Source organism: Streptomyces sp. NPDC028368 (assembly GCF_055565615.1).
In genome coordinates, this window is record NZ_JBVHTY010000003.1 from 1 (window position 1) to 26,056 (window position 26,056).

The 26,056-nt window shown below is 69.5% G+C and carries 16 protein-coding genes; all 16 read right to left on the reverse strand.

Annotated features, from left to right (window positions below; translation table 11 throughout):
• Positions 1-546: IS701 family transposase (locus ACZ4S3_RS07075; protein WP_467929573.1), on the reverse strand; the 546-nt coding region annotated here is incomplete at its 3' end.
• 248 nt (positions 547-794) lie between these two features.
• A complete protein-coding gene (locus ACZ4S3_RS07080) occupies positions 795-1,739 on the reverse strand; it encodes a peptidoglycan-binding protein (RefSeq protein ID WP_467927394.1) in 945 nt (314 codons plus the stop codon).
• Positions 1,739-3,400 carry a DUF6519 domain-containing protein gene (locus tag ACZ4S3_RS07085; protein ID WP_467927398.1) on the reverse strand — a complete coding sequence of 554 codons (1,662 nt, stop codon included), beginning with the start codon at positions 3,398-3,400 and terminating at the stop codon, positions 1,739-1,741. The genes ACZ4S3_RS07080 and ACZ4S3_RS07085 overlap by 1 nt, the downstream gene beginning before the upstream one ends.
• A 147-nt stretch (positions 3,401-3,547) precedes the next feature.
• The gene (locus ACZ4S3_RS07090) at positions 3,548-5,722 is read right to left on the reverse strand and encodes a hypothetical protein (RefSeq protein ID WP_467927400.1); all 2,175 of its coding nucleotides are present in this window, start codon (positions 5,720-5,722) and stop codon (positions 3,548-3,550) included.
• Positions 5,719-9,525 carry a putative baseplate assembly protein gene (locus ACZ4S3_RS07095; RefSeq protein WP_467927403.1) on the reverse strand — a complete coding sequence of 1,269 codons (3,807 nt, stop codon included), beginning with the start codon at positions 9,523-9,525 and terminating at the stop codon, positions 5,719-5,721. The genes ACZ4S3_RS07090 and ACZ4S3_RS07095 overlap by 4 nt, the downstream gene beginning before the upstream one ends.
• Complete coding sequence (locus ACZ4S3_RS07100) at positions 9,522-12,779, reverse strand: putative baseplate assembly protein (protein ID WP_467927405.1); 3,258 nt, start codon at positions 12,777-12,779, stop codon at positions 9,522-9,524. Before ACZ4S3_RS07100 ends, ACZ4S3_RS07095 begins: the two co-directional genes overlap by 4 nt.
• Positions 12,776-13,174, reverse strand: coding sequence for a GPW/gp25 family protein (locus ACZ4S3_RS07105; protein WP_467927407.1), 399 nt, complete (start codon positions 13,172-13,174; stop codon positions 12,776-12,778). Before ACZ4S3_RS07105 ends, ACZ4S3_RS07100 begins: the two co-directional genes overlap by 4 nt.
• Entirely contained in the window at positions 13,171-13,503 is a 333-nt protein-coding gene (locus ACZ4S3_RS07110; RefSeq protein WP_467927410.1) for a hypothetical protein, read from the reverse strand. The genes ACZ4S3_RS07105 and ACZ4S3_RS07110 overlap by 4 nt, the downstream gene beginning before the upstream one ends.
• A gap of 55 nt (positions 13,504-13,558) precedes the next feature.
• Entirely contained in the window at positions 13,559-14,083 is a 525-nt protein-coding gene (locus tag ACZ4S3_RS07115; protein ID WP_467927414.1) for a phage baseplate assembly protein V, read from the reverse strand.
• A gap of 31 nt (positions 14,084-14,114) precedes the next feature.
• Entirely contained in the window at positions 14,115-15,254 is a 1,140-nt protein-coding gene (locus ACZ4S3_RS07120; RefSeq protein ID WP_467927417.1) for a hypothetical protein, read from the reverse strand.
• Positions 15,247-15,627 carry a LysM peptidoglycan-binding domain-containing protein gene (locus tag ACZ4S3_RS07125; RefSeq protein WP_467927420.1) on the reverse strand — a complete coding sequence of 127 codons (381 nt, stop codon included), beginning with the start codon at positions 15,625-15,627 and terminating at the stop codon, positions 15,247-15,249. The genes ACZ4S3_RS07120 and ACZ4S3_RS07125 overlap by 8 nt, the downstream gene beginning before the upstream one ends.
• Before the next feature lie 3 nt (positions 15,628-15,630).
• Positions 15,631-16,299 (reverse strand): hypothetical protein, encoded by a 669-nt coding sequence (locus ACZ4S3_RS07130; protein ID WP_467927424.1) that lies wholly within the window; start codon positions 16,297-16,299, stop codon positions 15,631-15,633.
• Positions 16,296-17,015, reverse strand: coding sequence for a hypothetical protein (locus ACZ4S3_RS07135; protein ID WP_467927429.1), 720 nt, complete (start codon positions 17,013-17,015; stop codon positions 16,296-16,298). The genes ACZ4S3_RS07130 and ACZ4S3_RS07135 overlap by 4 nt, the downstream gene beginning before the upstream one ends.
• Entirely contained in the window at positions 17,012-23,719 is a 6,708-nt protein-coding gene (locus ACZ4S3_RS07140) for an eCIS core domain-containing protein (protein ID WP_467927433.1), read from the reverse strand. The genes ACZ4S3_RS07135 and ACZ4S3_RS07140 overlap by 4 nt, the downstream gene beginning before the upstream one ends.
• A complete protein-coding gene (locus ACZ4S3_RS07145; protein ID WP_467927438.1) occupies positions 23,716-24,036 on the reverse strand; it encodes a hypothetical protein in 321 nt (106 codons plus the stop codon). Before ACZ4S3_RS07145 ends, ACZ4S3_RS07140 begins: the two co-directional genes overlap by 4 nt.
• Positions 24,027-26,033, reverse strand: coding sequence for an ATP-binding protein (locus ACZ4S3_RS07150; RefSeq protein WP_467927443.1), 2,007 nt, complete (start codon positions 26,031-26,033; stop codon positions 24,027-24,029). Before ACZ4S3_RS07150 ends, ACZ4S3_RS07145 begins: the two co-directional genes overlap by 10 nt.
• Positions 26,034-26,056 lie beyond the last annotated feature (23 nt).

Below are 26,056 nucleotides of genomic sequence, written 5' to 3' on the forward strand. Positions count from 1 at the left end.
GGCGCGTTGCAGCATCCACTTCAGGTGCTCGATCTTCGTGGCGAACTCCACCTCGTCGCCGATCCCGGCCGCCCGGCACCGCTCGCGGTCATCCGTCCAGGAGGTGGGCAGGTACAGCTCCCGGTCGATCAACGCCCGGCCCTTGGCGGAGGCGTAGGCCAAGAACGTGCCGATCTGGCAGTTCTCCCGCCGTCCGGCGGTTCCTGAGTACTGCCGCTGCACACCCGCCGAGCGGGTGCCCTTCTTCACAAAGCCGGTGTCGTCGCCGATGAACACGCCGTCCTTGGCGCCGATGGTCTCCACGACGAAGTCCCTCACATCGTCGCGGACCGCGTTCTCGTCCCAGTCGGAGTGGTTGAGCAGCCGCTGCACACCGTCCGGGCGGAGCTGGCCGACCTGCTCGGCCAGCGTCCAGCCGTTCTTCCTCTCCAAGGGAGCCAGCAGGCCCCGCAGGTAGTCCAGGGCCCGATCACGCGGCTCCGACCTGCCGAAACGATGCCCGAACCGGGCATGCAACCCGGCAATACCCTCAGACCACGACTCGATTTGCCCAACCGTCAGCGACTGTTCACACAGTCACATCAACGAACACCGCCGCCACCCGTCACGCCACATGCGGTTGCAGTACTAGGGGGTCGTCGAACGCATGCCGTAGGGGACGGAAGCGCCCCCTGCGGGGCCACAACGTGGCGGGCCGGCACGGTATTTCCGTGGCTCACCACGCGATCGAACGCAACCGAAGGCGATCGGACGTGATCGGCAGGGCACCGCCTACCAGTCCGGCAAGCCACCCCCTACGAGTTCGGTACCCGCAGCCTCTCCCAGCTGACCCTGCCCGGCACCCCGTCCGCGTCCTTGCCCGAGAAGCCGAGCTTGCGCTGCCAGGCCGCGTACGACTTGCGGTGGGCCTCGTTCCAGTCCGGCCCGGGGCCGCTCCGGTAGTGGCCGCAGCCCTCGGCCACCAGGCGCTCGCCCATCGCCGCGATCACCGCGCTCCGTTCGCCCGACCGGAAGAAGCCGCCGCCGGGGAACGGTTCGTACGGCGGATACTCCGGCTTCGGCGGTACCGGCGGCCGGCCGCTGCCCTCGCCGCTCCCTCCACCGCTGCCCTGGTCGCCGCCCCCGGCGTTCGGCGGCCCCTCCGGCGCCTTCGCCAGCCGCCGTTTGATGCTCGCCCGCATGCCGTCCATCGTGAAGCCGCGCGGATCGACCTTCCCCGGCTGCCATTCCTTATGGCCGATCACCGACCGTTCGCTCCACCTGTGCGCCCGGCAGATCGCCGCCGAGACCTTCTCGATCGCCAGCTTCTGCGCCTCCGGCCACGGGTCCTTGCCGTCGCCGAGGTTGATGCACTCGAAGCCGTAGAAGTGGCGGTTGCCGTCGGTGTCGGCGGCGTTGTCGGGCGGCAGTTCCCGCTCGTCGATCACCGCCTGCAGGACGTCGCGGTCGCCGAGCCCGGCATGGTTGGCGCGGCCGTTGCCGACGAGATGCACCTCGCCCTGCTTGTCGATCACGCCATGGCACAGCGGCCCCGGCAGATCGGGGTGGCCGTCGTAACACAGGTCCACGGAACTGTCGGTGCCCGTGGTGACGGTGTGATGGATCATCACCCCGTTCAACGGGCCCCAGCTGCCCTTCGAATTGCGGTTGTGCTTGCGCCAGTTGCGGATCTCATGGACGACCAGGCCCTCGTCGCGCAGGGCCTTGAGCAGCTGGGAGGCGGTCAGCGGGGTGGCCATCAGCCCAGCCCCTCTTCGTCGACCGCCGCCTCGGCCGCGGCGGTCGTCTGCGACCGGCTCACCACGGGCGCGGACGCCTCGCCCGCCGCCGGGGCGTCGTACGACTCCTCGTCCCGCGCCTCGGCCTCCGCGGCCAGCGCCGCGTCATCGGCCGCCGGAATACCCGCCGACAGCGGCCGGAACGCCAGCCGCAGATCGGGCACCGCCTGCTCGCCGTGCACCCACGCCAGCGGTGCGTAGTGCACCGCGATCCCGGCCGGAGGCTGCAGGAGCGGCCGGCGCGCCGCGTCCGTGGGCCACTCCACGCCACCGGTGGCCGTACGGGCCGGAATCAGCCAGAAGTCTCCGGTGCGGTAGGTGCCGTCGGCCGCGAAGAAGACCTCGACGCCGTCCTCCAGTGGCAGCCAGCCGCCCTCCTCGACCGGCAGTGCACCGTGCTTGAGCCGCTCCGCCCTGGCGCCCCGCATGGGGGCACCTCCCTGCTCGAGCGGAGCCGAGAGCTTGGGGGACTGCCGGGCGCCGCCCTCGCGGTGGTCCCAGCGGCGCAGATACGGGTGCAGTTCCGGCCGCCGTCCGACGCCCGCCGCCGGCTCGTCCGAGAGGCGCACCCGCCGCCCCGGCAGATCGAGCTCCTCCACCCGCAGCAGCGGCAGTGCCTCGCCGCGGCTCGTGACGGCGGTGTCCATGAACTCGACCCAGTCGCCGACGTTCAGGTCCAGTTTGTCGTCGCTGCCCAGGGTCGCCAACTCCACCCAGGTGCCGTCCAGTTCATCGACCGGGAGGGTGACGGAGCCATTCTCCCGGGACCATTTGAAGGTGGCGTCCTGGGCGCCGCCCGCGGCATGCACCTCGACCCGGTAGAGCTGGTTCTCCGGTCCCCGGTAGCGCGCGTCCGGCTTGACCAGGCACGGGTCGTCGTCCGCGTGGTCGGGGCGCTCGCTGCGTGCCGCGAGCCGGGAGGCGGGAGCGGATGCCTTCTGCGCCCACTTGTCGAACGCCTTGCGGATCTCGTCGATCGGCGGATTGTCGCCCGCCAGCCCCAGTTCGGTGCCGGGCAGCGGCAGCACCTGCCACACCACCTTGGCGCGGGCCGCGGTGTCGGGCAGCGCGGAGCCCAGCGCGACCTCGCGCAGCGCCGGGTCCTCGGCCGCGGTGACGATCCGCTCCCACACCTTCAGATAGGCCAGATACGGGAATTCGCCGGGCAGCCGGTCGCCGGGCCGCTCCGGGTCCCGGAAGCCGTCGGGCTGGTCCCAGTACGACCAGGTGGTGGGCGCCGCGGCCGGCTCGGGCGCGTCCGCCGCGTCGTCCGGCCCGTCCTTGTCCCTGGCTCCCTCGCCCGCGCCCTCCGCGGGCACCGGCTCCCCGGGCTGCGGGCGGGTCGCATCGACCGGAATACCGTCCACGTAGTAGCGGCCGCCGCCGATGAGCAGGTTGTCCAGCTTGCCGCTGCCGCCCCAGAAATCGATCTTGAAGCCGGTGGCGCCGCTCGGCCCGCCGTGCCGGCCGATCAGATCGACGGCGAGCGTACGGGCCTGGAACAGCTGGATCGCGGTCTGCTCATTGGCGTCGGCGTCCAGCTGGACGCGGCCCTGCTGGGCGACCACCGCGGAGTAGTGACGCTCCGGCCGGTAGGTGAGGCGCGAGAGATCAGCGTGCATGAAAGGGGTCCCCCTCGTACGGAAGGTCACATCGATGGATGGGCGTGGGCGGCTGGTCCGCGTCAGTCACGTCAGTCATGTCAGTCACGTCAAACGCGGCAGGCACTTCAAGCACTTCAAGCACATCGGGCACGTCAAGCACGTCGATCACGTCACGAACACGATCCCCGAGTCGGTCCCCGCCGGGGTGTACTCCGCGAGCCGGGCCCGCAGGCTGTCCTCGCGCTGCGGCTGGTAGAGGTCGTGGTAGGCGCCCATCTCGGCACCGTCCTCCGCGCCGCGCCTGATCTCCTCGGCGCAGCCCGCCGCCAACTGCCCGTACCACGGCGTCCCGTAGCGCTCACCGCGCAGCAGCGGCCGCACCCGGGCGGCGTCCTGGGGCCCCGCCAGGTCCGGCTGGCAGCGATAGCGGCGCGGGGTGCGCGACCCCGGCGGGACGTAGCTGAACCGCAGACAGCCGATGCCGCGCCGGGCCACATGCATCCGCCCGGTGAAGATGCTGTTCTCGGCGAGCTGTACGGCATGGGTGTGGACCTCGCCGATGACGGTCGCCCGGTGTGTGTGGAGCACCGCGTGCGCATGCCGGCAGTCGGGGGCCGACAGCGCCTGGCGATCGGAGCCCGTGGCGTCCAGGACGGAGTCGCGAAGATGGATCGGCAGCGGGTCGGTGCTCACCTCGTCCCCGATCACCTCGATCGTGCCCAGAATGCTCCGGTCGATCTCCACACACGCGGTCGTACGGTCCAGGACCAGACTGGGCTCCTCCGGGGAGTGCGGATCGCACTCCGGCTCCAGGGACCAGCCCGGCACCAGCGTGCAGTGCCGCAGCACCAGGGAGCCCATCGGCCCGGTGACATTCAGCCCGCGGCCGGTGACCAGCAGCCCGTCCAGCACCATCCGCGGCCGCTCGCCGGCCGCGCAATCGCCCTCCCGCGCCCGGATGTTGAGCGCATCGGGCCGGTTGCTGTACCAGTCCAGCAGCCGGATGACCGGCCGTGTCCCCTCGGCGGCACGCAGCTCCAGCCGGTCGCCGGGATCCAGGTCGAAGTCCAGCTGCTCCTGATAGGCGCCACTGTGGGTGATCTCGATGATGCCGTCGGGCCCGCAGTGCCCGCCCCGCCGGTCGTGCCGCCACGCCCCGTACGCATCCATGATCCGCTGGAAGGCCTGACCGGGCCCGACCCGGTAGACGGCCGCGCCGGGGATATCGGCACGCTCGCGCAGATACTCCCCGCCCCCCAGCTCGTCCCCGAACCCGTAGTGGTAGTCCACCCATACGCCCTGCCGCGGGGCCGACCGCGCCCCGAAGGCGATCCGGCCCAGCTCCGGATCCACCGCCACCTGCCCCCGCTTGGGCCGGTAGCGCCACTGGCTCAGATCCGCCACGACGATGTCGGACGGCGGCACCGGACTGTCCTCGCCGTCCCGCCGGATGGTGAAGCTCTTGCCCGGCCCGTAATAGTCCGCGAGCCGGTCGTGCAGCTGCCGGCGGCGGATCGCGGCCGGCACGTTGTCGAGGGTGGCGAGGTGCGCCGCGGACGGCTCCGGCTCGGGGCGGGTCACCAGCGCGGTGTCATTGCCCAGGAGGGAGAAGGTGTAGAGGTTACGGGCCCGGTCGATGCAGTACGCGGGCGCCCGCGTCACCGCATACGGCTTCAGCCGCCAGACGAACAGCCCGACCCCGGCCGGGGTGTAACCCCCTTGGGCACGAGCGGAGTTGAGCCGCCGCACATCCACGGACCGCGCCACCGTGCCGAACGGCCCGCCGGCCAGATCCAGCCCGGCCCCGTCCCGTACATCCACCAGCCGGCCGCGCCCGCCCCGCCGTGCGTTGGCGGCCTCGGTGCCCGACCCGTACAGCTTCACGGGCTGCTGGTGCGCCACCAGCCGGGAGAACTCCACCGCCCGCGCCGGCCATCCCGCGACTCCCTGCGACAGCTCCTCCAGCAGTGCGAGGGTGCCCTTGCGCCGCCGGTTGCCGACCGTGGCCGCCACATCGCGGCGCGGCGCCAGCGCCTCGGCCAGCCGCCGCCGCGAGAAGTCCGGCAGCCCGCCGTCCCGCAGTCCGGTCGCCAGCACCCGCTCGTAGCCGGGCAGCGGACGGTAGCCCACCAGATCGCCGATATACGGCAGCACCCACTCCGCAGCGCTCTCCACGAACCAGTCGTCGTACTGCTGGGCGACCCCGTCGCGTACCCGGTCCACCTGCTCGGCGATCACGGCCAGCAGTGCCCGCAGGGGTTCGCCGTTCTCCGCGTCGCGCAGCCGGTGCCACCGCGGCAGCAGCTCCGCGAGCCCGTCGGGCTCCCTGGTCGTACTCATCGGGTCACCTCCGTAAGGATCAGCGTGTCCGTGACCTGCGGCGAGAACAGCGCGAGCTGGGCCGGCCGGATACCGCGGAAGACGCAGACCGCGCGGCCCTTGGCCAGCGGCTCGGTATCGGTGATGTCGGGGTTGAGGCGCAGGAGCTCGGCGAGGGAGATGCCGTAGTGGGCGGCGATCGCGGTGAGCGTCTCTCCCCCAGCTGCCGCGGGGACGGGCCCCCGGCCGGCCTGTGTCACCTCATGGACCTGCTCGTCGTACGTGGCGAGCCGGGACGGCACCGAGGTGACGGGCGGACCGGCGAACTGCCCTGCCAGTCCGGCCAGTTCGGAGGGGGTGACGGACGCCGGCACGCCGGTGAAGGCATCCACGTCGACGTAGTCGACACCCGGCACGGACTGGGCCGTGGCCAGCACCTCCGACAGCTGCGCCGGCTGCCCCAACTCCCGCCCGTCATAGCCCAGTCGGGCCATCAGCGCCCGCCGCACCCGCGGCTCGACCAGCGGCCACGTATGATCCGCCGCCACCTTCACCTTCGCCGCGCACAGCAGCAGCACCGGCTCACGTACATCCACCCGGACCGGCAACCGCGCATCGCCGTACTCGGCGAGCGAGGACCGCAGCGTCCGCAGCACCTCCGCGTCCGGCGCGATCGGGATGTCATCCACTCCCGCGACCGTGACGTGCAGCACCTTCCGTCGCCCGTCGAAGAGTTCGCGGGCCGAGGCCCGGCCGATGCCGGCCCGGGAGCGGGCGAAGTCCTCGTAGTCCGCGAGCGAGACCAGCCGGTCCAGCGCGGAGACGGACAGCGGGACGGTGCGCCGGGTCAGCCCCGGCCCGTCGGCGTCCGCGCCACCGCTCGCGGGCTGCGGATTGGTGACGCCCGTGACGCCGAGCGGCCGGGAGACCGCCTGGGTGATGCGGTTGGCCGGGACGTTCGCGGCCCTGCCGGTGCCGAAACGGTAGCGGGCCCGTACGTTGTCATGCCCGCCCGGCAGCCGGGCGCCGTGCACCCCGTCGCCGAACGTCACCGTCGTACGGCCCCCGTCCGCGGTGCCCGTCACGTAGACGCGCTCCCGCGGACCGCGCCCGGCCAGACTGTCGACCGCATGCCACAGCAGACCGTCCACCCGCACCTCCAGCTCCGGGGTGGCGCCCAGCGGACTGTCGTCCGGCAGCCAGGTCAGCGGTGACTGCCACAGCGCGAACGTCTGGTTGGCGCGGGCGCCATCCCCGCTGCCGATGGGTTCGTCGCGGCTCTCGCCGTGAGTGGCGGGCACGACATTGCCCTGGATGCGGACGGTGTCCCGGCGGTAGCGGTAGGCGAGGTCCGCGGTGAGCGTGAGCACCGTATGCACATGGTCGCCCGGCAGGTCGGGGTCCAGGCGCTGGTCGACCGAGGCGATCACGGCGAGTTCGGTGGCGCGGAGCGTGGCGGACCCCGGGATGCCCGGGATGTCGGTCCGTTCACCGGAGACGATGAGGCGCCGCCCCGGAAGCAACCCGTCGTACAGATCGGCCAGTTCCAGCTCATTGCCGTGTACGTCCTCGCCCAGCGGCTCGTCCGCCATCCGCAGCGGCTCGCCGCCCGCGTGCACGGTCGTGTCCCGGATCGCGGAGAGCACGACATCGTGATCGTCCAGCCAGGGGTCGGCCAGGGTCAGTTCGGTGCCGCGTCCGGTGATGCCGAAGTTGGTGTACGCGGCAGTACGGACCGCCGTCACCCGGGTGGTGACGAACGCCAGCTTCTTGTCGCCCGGGATGCCGTCGTCGCCGCCCGCGCCCTTACGCGGCCGTCGGATGGCGACCCAGCTGCCCACCGTGATGCCGCTCTGGACCGAATCCAGCGGTAGCACATAGCGGTTGGCGGGCTCCGGGACCGTCGCGATACCGATCTCCACGGCCGGTGGTTCACTGCCCGGCGTACGGCGCACGGTCACCTCGTACTCACCGTGCCTGATCTGATCCTGCTCACCCGGCTGGAGATGCCAGGTCTTGGTCTGGCCGTTGTGCACTGCGACCTCGATCCGGCCCGCCTCGTCCGGGCGGGCCACGAACAGGGTGCGCTGAGGCAGCCCGGCCAGCAGCCGCGCCGTGACCCCGGTCTCCTGCGAACCGGCCGGACGGCGGCCCAGCCAGCTCAGATCGTGCTCCTGGCCGGCGGGGGTCGACAGCTCGACGCGGCCGGGACCGAGGTCGAACGGCTCGTCGGACGGCAGATTCACCGTGTGCTGGACGGTGGCGCCGGTCTCGATGTGCTCGAACTCCGCCTTCACCGGCACCTTGCCCGCCGTGTCGAACACGATCCGCATGCTGGTCAGCATGCCACCGGACAGCGGCCAGTCGGCCTGCCGGATGACCCGGCCGTGCTCGTCCTGTACGGGCTTGAGCGGCGCGGTCGCCCCGAAGGGGGCGGCGGTCACCCGCATCGCCAGCAGGTCACGCAGCGCGGCGGGAGCCGTCGGCGCGGCCTGCCGCCAGGCCGCGTACATCCCGTCGGCGAGGCGCGGGTCCAGCGCGGACAGCAGACGCGCGGTCAGGTCCGAGCCGGGGACGCGGGAGACGGCCTGGGCACCGGAGGGCGGGCGCACCACACGGGTGCGCAGGGCGGGGAGGAGGGCGTTGAGGGCCTGCAGCGCCGGCGCTCCCTTGCCCGCCGCGGACTCCGGCTTCGGCGCGGTGGGCACCGCAGGGGCCGGATCCAGGTCCCCGGCCCGCTCCCGCAGTTCGCCGACCACCGCCTCCAGCCGCTCGAACCAGGCCGCGACCTCCTCGTACGGCTCGGCCAGCACCTGCGCCTCCGCCAGTCGCTCATGCGGTCCGGCGAGGCGTTCGGCGAACGCGGCAGGCGTCTTGCCGGCCTCGCCGTCCAGGTCCTTGCGCAGCGGGGCCAGCACCTGGATGTCGAAGGTCTCGATCAGCTTGCTGATGGGGCGGGGGTTGGGGGTCTGGGGGGTGGGCGGCCCCGGCTCCTCCGGGTCGTCCGGGTCGCCGCCGTCCTCCGGCTCGGTGATCCACTGGCGCAGCTCGTCCACCAGCTCCTTGAGCGTCGGCGGAGCGGACTGCGGCAGCCCGATCGCCGTGATGTCCTCGTCCCGGTCGATGCGCACCTTCGCGACCGCCAGCAGCAGCTGCTTGCTGCCGAAGTCGAAGAGCAGCTGGTCCCCGGTCTGCAGGGAGGTGGACGTGCCCGAGACGAACAGCTCCGACCGCTTGGCCAGGTCTTCGGCGACGAGCAGGGCCGGGCGCCGCCTGCGCACCTTCAGCTCGTTCCACGCCCACCGGGCGGTCAGATCCTCATCCGTCTCAAAGGTCTGCGACTCCTCGCCGGTGGCGGCGGGCACGCTGTGGCTGCGCGAGCCGTGCGGGATGACCACCGGGAGGTCCTCGGCGCGTGGATCCCTGTCGAGGGTGTAGGCGAGGTGGGTGTCGGCCGCGACACCGGGCCGCGGCCGGTGCCCGACCAGCCGCCCCAGCAGGGCGAGCGAACGGTGCTCATTGGCGGTCCGCAGATATCCCTCGTCCGCGATCCGCTCGCTGTGGAAGGTCAGTACGTCGCCCAGCACCGCCCAGGCGTCGAGCAGTCCGATCGCCGGGTCGTCCGGCGTCCTCACGGTCAGGCCGCGCAGCGCCGGGTAGGCGGGCGAGGCGAGCCGGTCGAGCATCCCCGCGAGGAGCGTGCCGTAATCGCCGACGCGATAGTCCAGGGCCGTGCGGCCCGGCGGGTTGTAGAGGGCGTCAGGGGCGCGGCGCTCGTCATGGCCGCCCCCGCCGCCCTGGCAGCCGCATCCGCAGTCGCTCATCGCGCACCCCCGAGCTCTCCGGCTCCGCCGGCTCCTCCGATTTCGATGACCAGCCGGCCGTTCTCGGGCCGCTCCGGGTCGTTGTCGCACACGGCGATCTCCAGCGGGCCGAGCCGCAGCACACCGTCCTCCAGTGCTCTGTTGTCCACGTGTTCCTGAGAGAAAAGCCGCTGCAGCCGGGTCACCCGTACGCTCTGCACGCCGGGGACGGCCGCGGCCACCGCGGTCAGCCGGCTCAGCCGCACCGGCTCGCCGAACGTCAGCGCGTCCGGGTGGAAGAAGCCGAGGCGGCCGCCGGACAGCCGTCGATTACCGAGCACCCGGCTCAACTCGGCGAGGATCTGGCCGTGTTGATGGCCGGGTGCCGCACAGACCTCGACCGCGAGGTCCACGGGAACTGTCCGGGCCGGCTCCACGACCAGGTCGTGTCCGATGCGCCGGTACCTCTCCAGCGCGTAGGCGACCGAGTCCAGCAGCCGCGGCGTGGGCTCGCCGGTCCGCGCCGCGTCGATCGCGACATGCGCCTCCTGAATGCTGCCGGTCCAGCGGATCTCGGCCGCCGCCCGCTGCACACCCGGAAGCGCGGACGCCAGCTCCGCGTAATCCTCGGCGGTCACGGCGCGCAGCCGGGTCCGCTTGAGGTCCAGCGGCGCGAGCTGGCGCACCTGCTCGAGGGGCTCCGGCTCGGTGCCACCGGTGGCGGGGAGCGGGTTGCGTACCCCCGCCACCGGCATCGGGCCGGCGGCCTCGGAGGCTTCCGGGTCCCTGCTGAGCACGAGGTGGTTGATGGCCTCGGCGCCGACGTTGCCCGCCGTGCCGCCGCCGAGACGGTAGTGGAGCGCCAAGCGGCTGCCGGGCGTGGGGCGGGCGCCGTACCGTCCGTCGCCGAAGCGCAGCGCGATCCGCCCTCCGCCACTCTCGGCTCCGCTCGAGCGGGAGGTACCCCCGTCTTCCAGTTCGCCGACGAAGTGCCGGTCGCGCGGGCCGCTGTCGAGGAGGTCGCGGCGGGGGAGCCACTCACCGCCGTCTTCCTGGATGCGTACGGCGGGGAGCGCGGCGCGGGGGTCGGGCAGCAGGGTGGCGGCCGGCCCGTGCAGCACCGGCTCGTCCGGATGCAGCCCCACCGCATAGGCCGGACCCCAGCTCTGCGCGATTTCCCAGGCGATCCGCCCGTCCAGCACCGCACCCGCACGGGCTCGCGCGGTCAGCACCTCCAGACGGCGCAGCTTGGCGTCCAGCAGCCGGTCACCGCGGTGCAGCAGCTCACGCAGCGCTCTGACGGGGTGACGGCGAAGCTCGAACCGTTCGAGGGTCTTGAGGCCGAAGACCACCGTCAGCTCGGCGATCTCCCCCTCCGACAGCCCGTCGTGGTCCCGGGCGCTGCGCCACAGCTCCACCAGCCGCGCCCGCACCCGCTCCCGGATGCCCGCCAGCCGGTCGGCCTGCCCCGCGGCTACCTGTGCGGGCTGCGGGAACGGCACGGTCTGGGCGACGGGGGAGCGGAGCAGTACGGGCCGAAAGCGTGGCGCGATGCCCGGATACACGGACTGCGCCAGCAGGGTGCGCAGCGCCTCGGCCTGTGCGTAGACGGTGCCGGGGACGACTTTCTCGCGCCGCTGTCCGGCCCGCTCCAGCCCGAGTCCGGCCCGTACGGTCGCCTCCTCGCCGACGACGGTGAACAGCTCACGGATGTCGTCCGGGGTCAGCGTCCGATGGCAACTGACCTTCTCGATCAGGGTGTTGATGGTGCGGGCGGTGGCGTTCCCGCTGTCCTTGCGGTCGCCGCAGCCGAAGGCCGGCGGATCACACGAGCCGAGGACGGCGGGAACGGCCGGGACGGTGACGGTCTCGGGTTCCGCTTCGCCCGCTGTGGCTCCGAAGGTCAGCGACCGCCCGTGATCGACCAGCACCACATTCCCGCGCGCGACGCTGACGTCCTCGACCACCGCACAGCCCGTGCCACCCCGCGTGGACAGACACAGCGGGAAGGCCAGCGCATCCTCCGGCGCCCACGTCGCCTCCAGTACCGGCTGGTTGTCGAGCTGGTCGACGGCCGGGGTGACCGAGGTCAGTCGCACCGTCTGCCGGTGCGCCGGGTCCTGATCGCCGGGCGTGCCCGTACGCGGCCCCTTGACCTCCTCGAAGAGCAGCAGATCGCCGGGTGTGAGCCGCAGCGCGCGGCTCTCGCAGCCGTCATCACTCCACTCATCGCGCAGCGTCGCACCCGTCGCACCCTTCGGCAGGGCGCAGACCTCCCCGCCCCAGGTCCACAACCGGATGGCGTTGTGCTCGGGCCGCACGGTCAGGGGCGCGTCGGCGACCGGTTCGAAGACCTCCACCGAACCGCGCTCATCCAGCACCGCCAGATCCCGGTCGTCGATGACGGTCCCGATCTCGGGCCGGTCGTGCGGGCCGTACGTCCGTGTGTCGATGGCGGCGAAACGGAACTCGCCCGGAAGGAGGGTGAGTTCGTCGACGCTCTCCACGGAGACAAAGGCCCGTGCGCTGCACCCGTCATGCATCGGGTAGTCAATGAGCCGGACGTGCCGCCGTACGGACACCCTCCGCCGCGCGGTGTCGAGATACGCCTCGGTCGCCACCGCATCCTGCTGATAACTGATCTGGTCGGCGGTGTACGCGAGCAGCTCGACGAGCGTCATCCCCAGGTCGGCGGGGTTGCGCTCGACCCAGTCGGGGGTGGTCAGCCGCAGGCGGTCCAGGACGAGCTGCCGCAGCGTGTCGTAGTCGCGCGCCGTGTAGTCGATAACGGGTGCCGACGCGAAGGTATCCGGGCAGTTCCGCCCGGCCTCGTCGACGTCAACGCAGTCAAAGGGACTCGGACAATCGGCTCGGAAAGAGAACTCCTGGCTGAAATAACGCTGGTCAAAGCCCTCATACGGCTCCGTGCCGGGCCGCCCGTACGGATCGGTCGTCACCACCGACAGCCGATACCGGGAAGTGTCACCGGTCCGGTCGAGGACGACATACAGCCGGTCGTCGAGCTCGGGGTCCTCCTCCCGCTCGACGGAGACCTCCAGGGCTTCCAGCCCGCTGATCCGCCGACCGCCGTCAATACGGACATTCTCCGGGCGCAGACCGTGCGGCGCCTTCCCCAGAAAAGTGACCGTCAGCGTCACCCCGTCATCGGCGACCTCCACCGCGTCGATCCCATTGAGCTGCGCCGCCCGGATTCGCCCGCGACGGTTGTCCGTCCGGCATATCAACTCGGCCGCAGTGATGTTCGGTTGGTTCATCCCTCGCCCCGCCCCTCGCCCCGCCCCTCGAACACTTCGTCACGCCGGCTCGCGGTGGAGCGCACGACATAGCGCAGATACACCCGCACGACGTTCTCCTCGCTGACCACATCCAGCGACTCGACCTCGATGAGATCCCCCAGCCGGCGCTGCAGAGACGCCTGCACGGAGAGCTCCACCGCCGACGCCAGCTCCGGGCTGTTCGGGGTGAAGACCAGATCCAGCAATCCGCACCCGAAGTCCGGCCGCATCACCCGCTCACCCGGACTCGTGAACAGCAACTGCTCGATCAGATCCCGTACATGGTCGTCATGGCCGGCATGCGCGGTCCGCCCCCGCCGGTCGATCCGCAACGGAAAAGCGACCTCGGTACGTACCTGCCTCTTGGTCCTCATTGGCTGGAAACCCCCTGGTGACCCCATTGGCCCTGGTGGACGGACGCCACGACCGGCGGGCCCTGCGGCACCAGCCCGGCGCTGAAACACATCGCCGCCGTGGTGTCCAGCAGCACCGGCACCCCGTCGACCCGTACGGCGTCACCGCCGGCGGCCGGGGTCCAGCGGATGCTGGTGCACGGCTGCGGGTGGTGGCCGACGGTGTGCGGACATCCGCTGACCGTGAAGAAATCCGCGGCGGTGGCGACGGGCGCACCGTCGACCCGTACGACGCCCGCTCCGCCCGCCGTCGTGGATAACGCGCGGCCACCGTGCGGACAACTGATCACGGCCCCACCGTGCACGACATTCCCGCTCACCATCTGTCCCTTTCCCCCGTCCCCTTCAGCGCTTCTTGGGCACGGTCAACCGGCCCTCATTGATATCGACTTGATCCCCGACCAGCGAAATCGAAGCGCCGTGCCCATTATTGATATGGACACCCGTCGCATCGATCTTCACGTACGCGCCACCCGGCGCTTCCAGCAAAATCCCATTCGTCGGCACATCCGACATCACCAGCTTGTGCTTCCCGGGCGTCTGAATAACGACGGGGTGGGCCGTCGCAGGTTCGCTTTGCGCATCCTCCGGCAACTCCTCCCGGCTCCCGTACCAACACCCCACCCAGATCGGATAACTGGGCTCGCCCTGCTCGAACTCCACCCACACACCCGCCCCGACCGACGGCACGACCACCTGCCCCGCCTCCGGCCCGGTGAACGGAAAACACGGCAGCGCCCACGTGGAAGGCTCATCCCCCAGCACGTCCGGAACCTGGACGATCACTCGCCCCCGCCCCATCGGGTCGTTGTTGTCCACCACCCGGCCACGGAACTTGCCGAGAAAGCGGTTGTTAGGTGCGCCGGCCATTCCTGCGTCTCCTGGATCTAGTGAGTGCTGATTAAGGGCGTACGGTGCCACTACGGGCGATCAGCCCTTCCCTCGACAGCGTGAAGTTCTGCTGGTACGACCCCGGCCGCAAATTGGTCGTCACACTCTTCACGTAGTAATCGCCGTCATACGTGACCCCGGCGCCCCGCACCCCGACCAACTCCCTCGGCCGCAGCACATATCCGTGCCGGTTCACATCCAACGACCCGGACCCGGAAATGGCGTCGGCACTGGTAGCAGCCCGCCCAAGGGCCTCCGCCTTCGCGATCGCCTCATCCCGCTTCGCGGTCCCGCTCAGCGTCTTCCTCTTCAACGCCGGCGAAGCCCGCCGCCCCAGCGGGGGCCGCAACGGACTGATATCAGGCTGTGCGAGGAGTGGCGCCTCCCGCGTCACCGGGTCCTGCACCCGAGCCTGCGGCTCCTCCCTCGCGGTCCCGTCGTACGCGAACGTCAACTGATCCACAGTCGAGTTCACATCCATATTCACGTTCAAGGCGTGCTGCCGCTGGCCGAGGCGCTGTTCCGGGCCCCAGAACGCCGTCGACCTCCCCGGCACCGGCCCCGGATCCAGATAGAACGTGTAACCATTAGCCCTGGCCAACTCATTCACATACTGCAGATCCGTCCCCACCTGGTAATCAACCCGCAACTGCTCCCGCGGCGGCTGAGGAATCTGCTCCCGAATGATCCGCGCGTCGATCCCGTAATCGGCGTACTTCCCGAGGAGCCGCTCAACCCGCTGCGACGGCGCGAGGTTCGGGTACCGGTCCGTCCGCTCCTCCAGATCCATGAGCAACGTCAGATCTTCCCCGGTGACAGTAAGAGTGGTCTGCCCCGGCTGGTTACTGGCCCCCACCTCCTGCCGCACGATCAATCCGTCGAGCAGCACAAACGGCGTCCCCTTGATCGACACGGCCACAATCACCCGCGTCTTGGGATCGAAGAACCCCTCGGGCAACAACCGCTGAATGATCGCCCCCTTCTTCGTCAGATCGAAGGCAATCTGAAAACCGCTCCGCTCACCCGCCGTACTCGTGATCTGCGCCGACAACAGCGCCTCGATCACTTCCTGCGGCACCGGCCGCGCCGACTTCGGCCCCATATACAGCGACACATGAATCGGGCCCCGCCCGACCGGCTCATCAGCCATTCCTCACACCCGGCCCGCCCGTCCCACCCGGGAACCCACCCGGAAGCGGCACGGCGATCTGCTCCCCCGGCTCATCCGTCAACTCCCGCGGATCGAGAGTGGGATTGGCATCGGCGATCCGCCACCACTGCCCCGACTCCCCGAAGTACCGCTGCCCGAGCTGATCCACCCGCTCCCCGGCACTGACGGTATGCGGCACCGTCTCCTCGCCCGCATCCTCCAGCTTGGGCAGCAACCGCCTCTTCGCATACCTCACCTCGGTCCCGTCGGCCGCCCGATGCACCCCGATCTCCACCTCGTGGTACCGACTGCTCCGCGGATACGGATGCGCCCCGGGCACATCATCCAACGCCCGCTCATACGGCTCGATCACGTCTCAGATCCCCCTCCCACCAAGCCCAAGCGCCGCAAAACTCCCACCCCGCGCGGCCCGCGCCAACTGCTCCTTCTGCGCCAGATGCGCGAGGTACAACTCCGCCCCCCGATGCCCGGCCGGCAGATCACTCACCGTCAGAATCTTCATCCCGATGCTGAGCGAGGCCCTGATCGGGTTGAGGTTGACGTCGAAAGCCGACTCATTGACCGACAGTTCGGTGAGCCGGACGGGCATGACCCGCTTACTTCCCCAGGTGAAGAGCGTGAGCGGCATCTCGATGGGACTGATCTCGATCGTGCCTTTCTTGCTGAGATGAGAGGCGGCGCGAAGCTGCGCCGTCGTCGGCTGCACCAACATCTCCAACACCGCCAACTGCGGGTGAATACCGTCCGGCGCCGCCACATCGAGCTGATCCGTGGCATCAATCTCCGCGGTGAACTTCCACGTCTCCTGCGCCGGCCCCTTAAGCCGCAGCGCTTCGTTCCTGTCCCCGCCGCTGCCCCCTCCGCCGCTATCCCCTTCCCCGCCTGCGGCCTGAGGGGCGACGGACCGCTCCAACGTGTCCGGGTTGAACTGCAGCACAATGATCCGCTGCGGCGTCCCCAGCTCGGGATCGACAATGACGATTCCGGACCGGATGGGCTTGGGTATGTCGGCGTACCGGGTCACTGGCGGGCCTCCCAGCGGCGCTGGAGATCTGTGTAGTCATGTTCGGGGAATATCTCAGGGAACGTTTCGAGCATGAATCGAACATTGTCGCCGAGGTGCTCGATGGCGCTGTGCCGGAACGGGACATCAGCGAAAAGGTATTGCCACCCTCTGACTCCCTTGGTGGTCAGCAGCGTCTCCATGTACTGGCGGTAGGTGAGGTCAAGCCGGACGAAGCCGTACGGAAAGGGATCCCCACCCGTCATGACCAGGTCGTGGTGCCAGATTTCAAGAGGCGATGTGTTCGGCGACATGCGAAGGTAGGTCACTGAACCTGAAGTCGATCGGTACGAGTGATCGATATACCTGAGTTGTCCGACAAAATCGGCCTGGGTGCGGTCCGTCAGGTCGTCCGTCTCTTGAGGTTCTTGCACAAGAATTTCGTACGGCTGCGGCAGGCGGTACTCCCCGAAGAACTCTGGCAGTGGGGACCTGGTCTGCCAGTACACAGCGACTTCATCGAATCTGAGACTCTCCGCCACGACATCGCCATCCAGAGTCACCTCTTCCCAAGCACTGTCGAACTCATCCAGCGGGAGCAGGTCTTCAAAGGATTCGCTGATTTCTCCGCGACGTACGTCGTTGATCTCGATCGAATTCTCCCGCTCGAGTTCATCGAGTGAGGAAATGTGCCGCATTTCCAGCTGGTTCAATTCCGTTTCTCCTTCGATCGTCATAGTGTGAACAGGCCGCTGTCGTAGTTCCGCCTGATCTCTTCCACGAGCGTATCGATTCTGGGTATCCGCCGCCCGGTTCTCGGGTTTGTGTAGGCCTTGAGCTGGGTCAACATATCGTCGATTCCCTGGAATCCATTGGGGTTCCGGAGAGCCGCCACTGCCCTGACGATCGATTCTCTTCTTGCCAGAAGCTTGTGTGCCAATATTCGGTTCTGGCCAGTCAGGGGCGCGGTGTTCAGATTCGGTATTCCTACATTCCCTGCGGGCGGTGGCCGGAAATTCACCGGGCTCGACTTCTGCCAGGATTCTGCTTTCCATTCGTTCGGATCTTTTCCAGGGTGTTGCCCGGCTGTCGCAGGGCCCTTGTATTTGTAGGTTCGATACCTCGCTTCGATGCTCTCCGGGAACCATTTTGGATACCTGCCGCCCGGGTACTGTTGCGCCGGCCCGTCGTAGAGGTTCAGCGTCAGTTCGTAGTCGCCCGGCGGTTTCGACTTAGTGTCTCCTCCGTCGCTCTTCTGGTACCCGAATGCGGCAGCTGCCTGACCTTCGAATGACCGATAGAAGCCGGCGTTCTTGTTGTTTGGGGCGGGTACGAAGTTGGTCGACTTATTCGGTCCTCCGATTTCCTTCGGGAGGAGGTGCATCGCATCCCACTGGTTAGGTGACCCGCCCGCTTGATCCCAGACATCCCGGTTGTTGATGTACTGAAATCCTGGCACATTATTCAACTTCCAAGCTTTGCCGCCCGGCTCCCTTCCGTGTTCCTTGGACCATTCTTGATTGATGTACCTCTGAGAAAAGGAGGTCGGTTTCAGTGACGCGCCATTGCTGAAGGGCGGAACAGACGGTTGGGGGTCCGGGCGCTCGAGGCTCCTGAGGAGGAGGAGATTCGCCTGCTGTACTCCCGAGTTGGGAGAGACGGTAGGGTTAAGGGTGGCCCACAGTTTGAATTCTTCGCCACCGGACTTGCTCAGGTCGGTCAGTCGATAGTGCCTGCGGAGCCTGGACAGAATTTCTGGATTGTCCTTGACCGGGATGCCGCGCTTCAGGCGATCTTCGTAACGCGGGTGGATGCGTGCGGCTGCCTCCTCAAGGCGCTCCATCTTTTTGTCCTTCTCTTTCTCCTTTTCCTTGCCCTTGTCATTATTCCGCTTCTTGTCCGTGCGGTTCTTCTTGTTGTCGCGCATGGTGTCGCGCCTGTTCTTAAACTTGTTCCAGAGCTTCTTCGCGCCGTTCTTGAGAGCCTTTCCAACCTTGCTCTTGCGGAGCTTCTTGCCGAGGGTCTTGCCCGCGTTCTTGACCTTCTTCAGGGTCGACTTGATCGTCTTTTTGATCTTTTTCAGGGCCCGGCCCAACGGAGACTTCGGATTCTGCTTCTTGGTGCGCTTGGGGGCCTCGGTCTCCTTCTTCTTCGGTGTCTTGTCGGGCGCCTTGTCCTTCTTGTTGCCATCGCTGCCCTTGTCGGACTTCTTGCCCGGGGTGGTGTCCTTGTCCGGAGCAGTGTCCTTCTTGCCCCCCGGGCCGTCCTTCTCCGGCGTCCTGTCGGGCTTCTGGTCGGGGGTCTTGCCCGTACTCTCCCCGTCCTTGGCCTTCTTCGCCTCGGCCTCGTCGTCGTGCTTCTTCTTCAGCGGGTCCGGCGTCTTGCTGGTGGGACGGTGGTCAGGGTGTGTCTTGGGCTGGTGCTTGGGCTGTCCGCCGCCCGGCGTGCGGTCCGTGGAGACCCCTGGGCGGTCCGGGAGGCGGGGGCCCTTGGGCTTGGACGGGCGTACCGGCTTGCGGAGGGCCTGGGCGGCCGTGCGGGCGGCGCCCTTGGCGGCGTTGACGGCTTTGCCGGCGGCCTTGCGGGCACCCTTACCCGTCTTTTTCAGGCCCTGCATGATCTTTTGGGCCATGCCCTTGAGGCGCTTGCCGACGCCCTTTGTAGCCCGTTCCAGGCGGATGAGGAGAAAGTTGGAGATGAAGTCGAGGAGGGCGACGATGCCCGCGGCGACCGCCTCCGCGAAGAGGCAGGCCGCTGGTCCGGCCTTGACCGCCTTGAGATAGGCCCAGAATTTGCCGAAGGCGGTGATGATCGAGCTGATGCTGCGCCAGGCCGCCAGCAGGCCTTGGAGGATGGTGAGGATTGCGCCGGCGGCCGGCATCAGGGAGCTGATCAGCTTCTCGATGACGAGTGAGGCGATCATCATCGGGAGGGAAGCGATGATGGCGTCCCATGCCATCTTGCCGATCTGCTTGATCGACATGCACCCCTTGACCAGGACGTTGATGACCGCCTTGCCGAGGCCGAGGATGCCTTCGACCTTGGTGTCGAACCAGCGCTTCACGCCGGTCTTGATGGCGTCCCACAGGTGTTCCTGGATGCCCGTCTTCGCTGCACTACCCGCCTTGCTCAGCCAGCCGCCCGGGTCGGGGGCGATGTCGGCGAGGAGTTCCGCGAATTTGCCCATCGCGTCGATCGCGGCCTGCGCGAACTTCAGCGCGCCGACGATCACCGCCTTGTACACGTTGATGGCGGCCTTGATGCCCGCTTCCAGGACATCGAGGAGTGAGTTGAGGCCGGCTGCGAGGGCGTCCAGCAGCGTGTTGACGGCCTTCTTCAGGCCGTCCGCGAGCTTGTTGACTGTGTTGATGGCCGCGTCGCGCAGCTCGTTGATCTTGTTGCGGAACTTGTCGCGGAGTTCGGGGAAGGCCGCCAGGAGGACGTCGCAGACCGCGATCAGGGCGTCCGCGAGCTTGTTGATGAGATCGATGGCGAGGTCGCGTACAAAGTCGATCGCCTTGTTGGCGAACTCCTTGAACTTGTCGATGACACCGTTGATCAGGCCGCGGGCCTTGTCGAAGACATCGGAGACCAGCTTGACGAGGTTGTCGAAGAAGTCGGAGATAGCGCCCATCAGCTTGCCGAGGAGGCTGTCGGACTTCTTTTTCTCGTCCTCCTTCTTCTTCTCCGCCTCCTTCTCGGCGTCCTCGCGCTTCTTGTCGATGTCCTTGTTGTCAGTGTCCTTTCGGCCCGAGACTTCTTTGTCCTTGTCGTCCCGGCCTTTGGTGATCTTCCCGTTCTTGTCCTTGTGCTCCTTCTCGGTCTCCTTGTCGGCTTCCTCGATCTTCTTGTCCTGCTCGTCGCGCCAGTTCTGACGCTCCTTGGTCGTCTCCTGGGCCGCCCGGCCGCGCTCCGCCGTCTGCTTGTCGGCGTTGGCGGCGACCTCCTTGTCGATCTCGGCCTGCTTCTCCTGCTTGGCCTTCTGCTCGCCCTGCTGGTGTTCCTTCTCCTTGGCCGTCAGCTGCCCATGGGCATCGTTCGCCCCGCCGCGGATCTCCGCCCCCCGCTCTTGCTGGGCGACCACGCCGATGCCCTGCTTGGGGGCGGCTCCAGGGCGTTCCCGTCCGCCGCCCCCGCGACTGCGGCCCCCGGCAGCCTTGCCCTCCAACTGCTCCTTGGGCGCGTTCGGGAAGATCTTGTCCTCGCCCATCGGCTTGGACGCGTCCTCGCGACCCGTCGACTGGACCTTCCCCTGCTTCTTCTTGAGCGCATCGGCCTGTTCATCCGTACGCTTCGGGTCGCTCTTGCCCTCCAGCTTGATCTTCGGTGCCGGCCCGACCGTCTTGTTCTTGAGCTCGGGGTCGGTGGTCGGGACCCGGTCGGCGGCGGCCTCCACACTGTCCGCGTCGCCCGCTGAGATCTTGCCGTCCTTGCTGGGCGGGAGCTCCGGCTTCTTGACGTTCTCCGTCGCCTTGGCTCCCTCGGCCTTTTCGCCGCCCTTGGCCTGCTGCTTGCCCTTGTCCTGCTCGTCGCCGACCCGCTCCAGCTTCCCGGTGACCGGGGCCGCGACGGGTGCGGGCGGAGGAGGCGCGGATTGGGTCTGCGGGGCGCCCGAAGGCCGTTCCCGCTTCGGGGGGTTGGCGTCCAGCCGCTTCTGCTCGTCGCTGACCTTCTTCTCAGCAGCACCGTCCACACCGGGCAGTGCCTGTTGCGCCTGGTCGGGCGGCAGCTTGCTGACCGTACTCAGCGCCGCCTTCGGGTCCTGACCGGAGACGTCCGGGGGCTCGGGCTTCTTCTCCTCCTTGGGCGCGGCACCGCCGCCCCCGCCGCAGCCGCCCTTCCCACCGGCGTCCTGCTCCCCAGCCGGCTCCGGTGGGGCGCAGCCACCGCCGTCCTTCTCCAGCGACGCCTCGGGGCTGGCCTTGGCGCCCTCCGACGCGGGTGCGCCCAGCTTGCCTGGGCTATCAGCCTGTTCGGCGGCAGGGCTGACCGCCGCTTTCGCCGCGGAGGGCGCACCGCCTGGCCCCTCGGCAACCTTCGGTCCACCGGCCGCCTCGGACGCACCCACCGAACCGCTTGGTGCTGCCCCCGGCCCGCTCTCCTTCGGGATCTGGCTGCGCGGCGCGGCGGCTTCGCGCTCCGAGCGTTCGCCCTTGTCCGGCTGGGCGGTACGGCGCGCGGCGGGGGAGGGGTGACGGTCCTCGGCCTGCGTCATCTCCTTCTGCGCACCCGCGGGACGGGAGACCGCGGCGGGCGCGGCCGTGGCACCGGTGCCCGGCCCGCCGGCGGGGGCGGCTGAGGTGGGCTTCTCGGCGGCCGCCCCCTCAGGACGGCCCTTGGCCTCCTTCTTCTCCTCGTGCTGGTCCTGTTCCTTCTTCTCGTCCTGCTCGTCCTGCGCCTCGGCCGCGTCCGGCTTCTCCTGGCCGTCGCCCGAGTCGCCGTCCGCGTCCGCCTCACGGTCCTTGGCGTCCTGCTTCGCCGCCTTGGCCCCGTCCTCTTCCTGGTCCTGCTGCTGCTCGGGGTCCTTCTCCTCGGCCTCCTGTTCCGGATCCGGCTTCTCCTCGTTCTCCGGATCAGGGCCGACCTCCTGCTCGACCGGCTTCTCCGGCTGCAGGTCCTTCTCGCTGCGATCGGGGGCCTCGGACGCCGGACCGTGCTCGGGCTGCGGCGCCTCGCCCTCTACGGGCCCCCGCTCTTCACCCGGCGCCTTGGCCTCGGCCTCCGGCGCCTCCTCATCCTCTTCCTCGTCGGCGTCGTTCTCCCGTTCCTTCTGGATACGCTCGGCCTTGGTGGGCGGGGGTGCCGGGAAGGACGGCATGGAGGCCGTCGGGTTCGCGGCCGTCGGGACGGACGACAGGTCGAGATCGGTCTCCGGCAGATAGTCCTCGGGCTTCAGCTCCGCGTCGCCCGTGCCGCCACCGCTGGCCCGCTTCTCGTCGTTACCGCTGTCGACCTCCCTGTCAGCGCCGGCCTCCAGCCCGATGGGCCGCTCCTCCTCGCGCGGCTCGCCCTCGTCCTCATCCTTCTCGTGCAGGCCGTGTTCGCTGAGCGGGCTGTCGCGTTCCTCGCCGCGCTCATCCACCTTCTCCGGACGTACCGGCCCCTGCTGCTCCTTCTTTTTCTTCTCGAGCTCCTCCTGCCTCGACCCGTCGGCAGGCTTCTTCTCGTCGTCCTTGCGCCGGCGCTTGTCCGCACCCGGCCGGTTGGCCTGCTCCGGGTCCTGCTCCTCGCGCTCGCGCTGCTCCTTGCGCTCCTCCTTGGTGCGCTCGGTGCCCTCCTGGCCCTTCTCGGCCTTTTCCGCGTCCGCCTGGTCCGCCTGTTCGCGCTCCTGGCCCTGCTTTTCCTCGTCCTGCTGCTGTTCCTTCTTGGAGTCGGTGAGCTCTTCGGCCCGCTCGTCCTCCTGCGCCTTGCGTTCGCCGGCTTCCTTCTGCTCCGCCGAGGCGTCCTGCTGGGCCCGGGTCCGGTCCTGCTCGCGTTTGCCGTCCCGGCCCTTGGCGTCCTTCTTCTCCTCGGTGGCGTCCTCGTCCCGCGCCTTCTCGGACTTCTCCTTGCCGTCCGCACGGTCGGCCTCCACCGCCCGCTCGTCCCGGAGCAGTTCGATCACGTCCGGGACCGGTTCGGGCGCGTTCGAGGGCTGCAGGCCGAGGGGCGCGACCTCCGCTTCGTCCGTCAGATCCAGCAGCCGGTCGTACTCCGGCGACAGCAGGCGCACTTCGAGTCGGTCCAGTACGGAGTCCTGCAACTCCGGGCTCATACGGGCGAGTTGCATACGGACGCGGCCGGACACATCCGCGGGGTCGCCGCGCAGCGACCTCAGCACCCCGTTCGCCAGCCGGTCCACCAGCGTCGCCGGGTCGACCTTCTCCATACGGGAACGGTCGGCGTCGACCGTGGCGTAACGGAGCCAGCCGGGGGTCGCCCGGCCCTCCTCGATCTCCGCGGCCGGTTCGTCCTCGCGCGCGGAATCGCGTAATGCGCCCAGTACGGACGACTGCGCCGCCGACTCCGCCTCCCGCTCGATCGACTCCTGGGGGAGGCTGACCGAGCCCAGGTCCCGGCCGGCCCGCAGGGCGCCCAGCCCGTGCGGGTTCTGGACGGTGTGGAGGAGCTCGTGGGCCAGCAGCCGCCGGCCGTCCGCCGTGCCCGGCCTGTAGGTGCCCTCGCGGAAGAAGATGTCCTGGCCGACGGCGAAGGCGTCCGCGCCCATCATGTCCGCCAGCTGACCGGAGTCGCGGTCGGTGTGCAGGCGGACCTGGCTGAAGTCGTGGCCGAGCCGTTCCTCCAGCTCGCGCCGTACGCTCAGGTCGAGGGGCTGGCCGGCGCCGCTGACGATGTTCTTCGGCTCCGGGGTACGGGACTTGGCCGACCGTTCCTTGCGCTTGCGCCGCTTGTCGCTCGCGGCGGACTGGTTGTCCTGCGTGGACGACTGTGCCGTGCTCATCGCGCCTCCCCCCGTCCTGCGAGTCCCGCGTGCACCGCCCGCGCCAGTGCCTCGCCCAGCCGTACGGGAGAGGTGGTGGCCGGCAGGGGCGGCAGACCGGCGAGCCCGTCCAGTGCCACGCCCGCGCCGTCCGCCGCCAGCGGCACCCCGCGCTCCCGCACGAGACGGGTCAACTCGGACTGGAACGCCGCCGATACGCGGTCCGGATCGACCCGGGCGTCGAAACCGTCCAGGACCAGTTCACCGATGTCGATACGGAAGGAGTGCGGTGCGGGCTCCCGCGCGGGGTGCGGGTTCCTGACCTCGTTCAGACCCATCCGTGGACCTCCGACGGCGTCAAGGAGCGTTCCAGCTTCAGGTATTCGGTGCGGGCCGCCGCCAGCATGTGGCGCATCTGGAGGCGGTCGCCCTCCTCGGCGGCGAGGAACGCCCCCGAGAGGGCGATGTTGCGGATCGAGCCGCCCGCGACGGTGAGCTGGGCCAGCAGTGACGGCTCGATGCCCTTCATCGGCGCTTGCGCAGGCAGCACCCGGCTCCAGATCTCCGCGCGCTCCTTCTCTCCCGGGAAGGGGAAGTCGACGACGAAGCGGATGCGGCGCATGAACGCGGAGTCCAGGGCCTTCTTCATGTTGGTGGTCAAGATCGCCAGGCCGCGGTACGCCTCCATGCGCATCAGGAGGTAGCTGACCTCCAGGTTGGCGTAACGGTCATGGCTGTCCTTGACCTCGCTGCGCTTGCCGAAGAGGGCGTCCGCCTCGTCGAAGAGGAGGAGGGCGCCGCCGCGCTCGGCCGCGTCGAAGACCCTGCTGAGGTTCTTCTCCGTCTCGCCGATGTATTTGCTGACCACCTGGGAGAGGTCGATGATGAAGAGGTCGAGGCCCAGCTCCTTGGCCATGACTTCGGCGGCCAGGGTCTTGCCGGTGCCGGAGCCGCCCGCGAAGAGGGCCGTCACGCCGAGGCCGCTGCGCAGCGCCTTCGCGAAGCCCCAGTCCTGGTAGACGGTGCTGCGTTGGCGTACGTGCGCGACGACCTCCTGGAGGATGCGCAGCTGCCGGTCGGCGAGGACGAGGTCTGCCCAGCCGGCGCGGGGTTCGATGCGGCGCCCCAGCTCGTCCAGGCCCATCCGGGCCTCGGTGAGGCCGGCCTGCCAGGCGAGTTCGGCGGCGTCCAGGGTGTCGGAGGCGGGCAGGTCGCGGCGTACGGTCGCGGCGGCCGAACGAACGACGTGCGGCGGAAGCTGGAACTGAGCCACCAGAGACTGGAGATGACGAGGTGTCACCTCGGGTATCTCCGCGAAGGCGTCCGCCCACAGGCCCAGCTGCTCCTCGTCGGTCAGCTTCGGTACGGTCACGCGCTCGCCGCGGGGCCGGCCGGTCTGCCGGGGGGCCGCGCTGGAGACGACCAGGGGTACGGCCGCGCCCGCGATGAAGGCATCCGCCGCGGCGTGCTGGTCGCGGTCCATCTCGCCGACCTCGATGAGCAGGGCGGCGGGGAGGAGGATCGCCTCGCGCTGCCAGAGCCGGGCCAGCCGGTCGCGGTCGGCGGCGTCGGTCGGGACGTCGTCGGCGGCCATGGAGTACAGGCCGAGGCCCGAGCGGCGGGCGGCGGTCGCCGCGATATCGGCGCGGGTGCGCAGATCGCCGCCGACCAGTTCGACCCGTAGCGGGGCGTCGGGGGCGGCGCCCGCCCAGCCTGCGGCGACCCGGTGCGCGGCCGTGTCGTACGACGGCGGCAGGGCGCCGGGCGCGCTCGTACGGCGCAGCAGACCGTGCAGCTTGGCGTCCAGATACGGCGAGCCGACCAGGAAGTGCAGGATGCGCTCGTCGAGGCGGAGCCGGGTGGTGGTCAGGCGGGTCTCGTCGTCCAGCTCGACCAGCCGCCAGCGGCGCAGCGGGGCGACCGGTGTGAGTGCGCTCCAGTGCGGGTCGCCGAGCGCGGCCAGGGCCAGGGCGAAGGTGGGGTGCGTATGGCTGGGGTCGCTGCTCGCGGCGGCGCAGCGGGCGCCGGTCGTCGGGTCGAGTTCGGCGGCTGCCGCGAGCAGGATGATCTCCCGCTCGAAGGGGCTCAGGCCGAAGCAGGAGGTCAGCGCGTCGAGGGTGGGGAGGGTGGCGGGGGAGGGGAGGTCCGGGCCGGGCCGGGCCGGGGCCACGGTGGCGTCGGGGGCGGCCGTGGGGGCGTCGCTCGCTTCGCCCCCTTTGGTGCCGGCCCGCGCGGCGTGGGCGTCCAGGCGCGCCAGCACGGACCGTACGGCTGCGGCCAGTGCGGCGCCGTCCGGTTCGCCGGGCGCTGCGCCCGTTTCCCTGCCGCTGCCCATGCCCTCAACTCCCCCCGTTCCGC